Source organism: Herminiimonas sp., assembly GCF_030645555.1.
GTDB lineage: Bacteria > Pseudomonadota > Gammaproteobacteria > Burkholderiales > Burkholderiaceae_D > Oxalicibacterium.
Genome location: NZ_JAUSME010000335.1, coordinates 1 through 3563 on the forward strand (window position 1 = coordinate 1; position 3563 = coordinate 3563).

Here is a 3563-nt window from a genome sequence, read left to right on the forward strand (position 1 = left end):
TCCTTGCTGCCTGCATTCGCTGCTGCGCAAGCTGAAGCCGGTGCGACACCGCCTTTGGTCGCCACGCGCTGGATGTAAGTCACGCCTGTCATCGCGCCATTGCCGACGGCTGGATTGGCTTTCACCAGCTGGTATGGAATGTTGCCGGCGCCGGCCGGTGCCACCGCAAGCTGAGTCGCCGTCACTTTTGAACCATCATTGCTTTGCCACGTTGCAGGTGGACCGAAGTATTTACCGACTGCCTTGCCGCTGCGGTCGGCAAGCACGGCATCCGGGCCGACAAACACCCATTCAAATTGCCCGGCCATATCCTTCTTGGCGCGGCATTCATACGTGATGTCGCCAGCGCCGACGGTTTGCATCGCAACCATATTGCCGGCCGGCACCTGCACGGCTGGAGGCAAGGCTTCCTGCGTATACATAGGCATGCTGGAACATGCCGACAAAACCAGGGCGGAACAAGCGATCGCAATAGCGGAACGAGAGGTGTGCATGATGTTTTCCTTGAGTAGTTAAAAGTGATCAACATGCAGTTCCAAAGTGAAGGTTCTGCGTGCCGATACCTGTACTACCCGCCAGATGCCGGTTTGGATGCAGCTTGATACAAATATTTTTTATGGATGCGCATGTTGTATTCGGCGCGGAAGGTGGGGTAACGCACTGAGGGCTTGCGCTGCACAAGGCATGATCGCGTCCACACCATCATGAGAGTGCAATTATGTCCCCCATCAATATTGCCCACATGGCTGCGACCGGACTGCTATTGCTGCTACCCCTATACGCCCATGCGGAAATCACCAAATGCAGCGCCGAGGATGGCTCGCTTACCTACACCGACGGCCTTTGTTCCAGTGCGCTGACAGTCAAGCCCATGCAGGGCGCCAACATCAGCCCTGCGCCGCCCATCATGCGTGGCACGTCCTGGGCTTTGCCTATCAAGCCGCGCCCGCGCAAAACGGATGTCGAATCGGTGCGCGCCGCCAGAGCCGCTTTGCAGCCGATAAAAAGCCGCTTGCCTGCTTACCCCGGAAGCTGAAACTGCAGCATGAAAATTGCAAAGAAGCCGTGCCAGCATTGCTGACACGGCTTTTTCATTGGGCAGATGAACCCTGTTAGTCAGTCTTGGTAAAGCTCAGCTCACCATGTACGACGCTAACCTTGATCACATCCTTGGGCCCGAACTTCCCTTCCAGGATCGCTTTCGACAAGGGATTTTCGATCTGCTGCTGTATCGCACGCTTCAACGGCCGTGCGCCATAGACAGGATCGAAACCGGCTTCGGCGATTTTCTGCAGCGCTTCGTCGGTCATGTCCATCGCCATGTCCATGCGGGCCAGGCGCTGTTCCAGCGTCGCCAGCTGGATCTTCGCAATCGAGCCGATGTTTTTCTCATCCAGCGCATGGAAGACCACGATTTCATCGATACGGTTGATGAACTCGGGACGGAAATGTGCCTGCACTTCGGCCATCACCGCCATCTTGATCAATGCCGGTTCGCTACCTTCCATGGACTGGATCTTGTGCGAGCCGAGATTGGATGTCATCACAATCACCGTGTTCTTGAAATCCACCGTGCGCCCCTGACCATCGGTCATGCGGCCATCGTCGAGCACCTGCAACAAGACGTTGAACACATCTGGATGTGCCTTCTCGATCTCGTCGAGCAGGATCACGCAATACGGTTTGCGCCGCACGGCTTCGGTCAGGTAACCGCCCTCTTCGTAACCCACATAGCCCGGTGGCGCACCGATCAGGCGCGCGACTGAATGCTTCTCCATGAATTCACTCATGTCGATGCGGATCAGCGAGTCTTCAGTGTCGAACATGAACGATGCCAGCGCCTTGCACAGCTCGGTTTTGCCGACGCCGGTTGGACCCAGGAACATGAAGGAGCCGTATGGACGATCGGGGTCGCCCAGGCCGGCGCGCGAGCGACGGATCGCGTCCGACACCGCGACGATGGCTTCATGCTGGCCGACCACGCGCTTGTGCAATGCATCTTCCATCTGCAACAGTTTTTCGCGTTCGCCGGTCATCATGCGCGAGACTGGAATGCCGGTTGCGCGCGAGACGACTTCGGCAATTTCTTCGGCGCCGACTTGCGTGCGCACCAGTTGCGGCTTGCCTGCGGTCGCTTCACCGGTGACGGCATTTTTCAGTTGCGCTTCGAGTTCATTAAGCTTGCTGTACTTGAGTTCAGACACGCGCTGCCAGTCGCTCTGGCGCGTGGCTTCTTCCATCTGCACGCGCACTTTTTCTATCTCTTCCCTGATGTGCTGGCTACCTTGCGCGGCGGATTTTTCCGCTTTCCAGATTTCTTCGAGGTCGGCGTATTCGCGGCCTAGGCGCTCGATTTCTTCCTCTATCAAGCCCAGGCGTTTTTGCGAGGCTTCGTCTTTTTCCTTCTTGACGGCTTCGCGTTCTATCTTCAACTGGATAACGCGCCTATCCAGTCTATCCATCACTTCCGGTTTTGAATCAAGCTCGATCTTGATCTTGGACGCGGCTTCATCGATCAAGTCGATAGCCTTGTCGGGCAGGAATCTATCGGTGATGTAACGGTGCGACAACTCAGCCGCCGCAACGATAGCCGGATCGGTAATGTCGACGCCGTGATGGACTTCGTATTTTTCCTGCAAGCCGCGCAGGATCGCAATCGTCGCCTCCACACTAGGCTCGGCGACGATGATTTTCTGGAAGCGACGTTCCAGCGCAGCATCCTTCTCTATGTACGTGCGGTAATCGTCCAACGTGGTGGCGCCTACGCCGTGCAACTCGCCGCGTGCGAGTGCAGGTTTGAGCATATTGCCGGCATCCATCGCGCCTTCTGCCTTGCCGGCGCCCACCAGCGTGTGCATCTCATCGATGAAGACGATGGTCTGGCCTTCATCCTGCGCCAGTTCAGTCAGGACGGCCTTCAGGCGCTCTTCAAATTCACCCCGATATTTTGCCCCCGCCAGCAGCGAGGCCATGTCCAGCGACAGCACGCGTTTGCCCTTCAGGCTTTCCGGCACTTCGCCATTGACGATGCGCTGCGCCAGGCCTTCGACGATGGCGGTCTTACCCACGCCAGGTTCGCCTATCAAGACTGGATTATTTTTGGAGCGGCGCTGCAATATCTGGATGGCGCGGCGGATTTCATCGTCACGGCCTATCACGGGATCGAGCTTGCCCAGGCGCGCGCGTTCGGTCAGGTCCAGCGTGTATTTTTTCAGTGCTTCGCGCTGGCCTTCGCCTTCGGCAGAATCCACTTTTGCGCCGCCACGCACGGCCTTGATCGCCGCTTCCAGCGCCTTGCGCGTCAAGCCATTCTCGCGCGCGATCTTGCCGGCCTCCGATTTGTCGTCGGTCAGCGCCAGCAACAACATTTCAGTCGCGATGAATTGATCGCCGTGTTGCTGCGAAGCCTTGTCGGCCAGGTTCAACAGCGAATTCAGGTCACGGCTGATCTGCACCTCGCCACCATTGCCGGACACCTTGGGCAGGCGGTCGAGTGCGCTTTTGAGCGCCACATTCATCCCATTGATGTTGGCGCCGGCGCGCTGCAGCAGCGAGCGCGTGCT

3 protein-coding genes are annotated in these 3563 nt (G+C 57.8%); 1 reads left to right on the forward strand and 2 read right to left on the reverse strand.

Translation table 11 applies throughout. From position 1 onward, the window contains the following. A partial coding sequence (locus Q7T06_RS12520) for a DUF3455 domain-containing protein (protein ID WP_304785137.1) occupies nt 1–494 on the reverse strand: 494 nt, incomplete at its 3' end. A gap of 224 nt (nt 495–718) precedes the next feature. Here Q7T06_RS12520 and Q7T06_RS12525 point away from each other — a divergent pair. Beyond that, nucleotides 719–1036, forward strand: a complete 318-nt coding sequence (locus tag Q7T06_RS12525) for a DUF4124 domain-containing protein (RefSeq protein WP_304785138.1) — start codon at nt 719–721, stop codon at nt 1034–1036. Between the two features lie 76 nt (nt 1037–1112). Here Q7T06_RS12525 and clpB read toward each other — a convergent pair. Further along, nucleotides 1113–3563: ATP-dependent chaperone ClpB (clpB, locus tag Q7T06_RS12530; RefSeq protein WP_304785139.1), on the reverse strand; the 2451-nt coding region annotated here is incomplete at its 5' end.